This window comes from Paraburkholderia sp. EG286A (assembly GCF_040965375.1).
GTDB lineage: Bacteria > Pseudomonadota > Gammaproteobacteria > Burkholderiales > Burkholderiaceae > Paraburkholderia.
On record NZ_JBFRCB010000045.1, the window covers coordinates 1 to 319 of the forward strand.

The 319-nt window shown below is 62.7% G+C and carries 1 protein-coding gene; it reads right to left on the bottom strand.

Going from position 1 to position 319, the window contains the following annotated elements:
- Positions 1-319: type VI secretion system baseplate subunit TssF (locus AB4Y35_RS42175; protein ID WP_368708805.1), on the bottom strand; the 319-nt coding region annotated here is incomplete at both ends.

Here is a 319-nt window from a genome sequence, read left to right on the forward strand (position 1 = left end):
GAATCTGTGCCACCTTCGCCCCCCTGTTCAGTGGCGTACATTCGATGATCGACAGCGAAGGGATCGTGCGCGCCATGTGCTCGTAAATGTTGTCGAGCATCTCGCCGGTGAGTTCCTGCATGCCGTCGTCGAGCTTCATGCGCAATCGCGCCATCACGAATGCGAAGGCTTCGTTGACCGCGCGGACGTGGCCGTGCTCCTGGCCATACTGCATGCCCAGGCGCCGCGCGGCCTCGGGCTGGTCGTGCGCAAACTCGCGACCGGTTTCGCGCAGGTAGCGCATCTCGGCGTCGAAATATCTCAGGAACGGGTTTGCGCC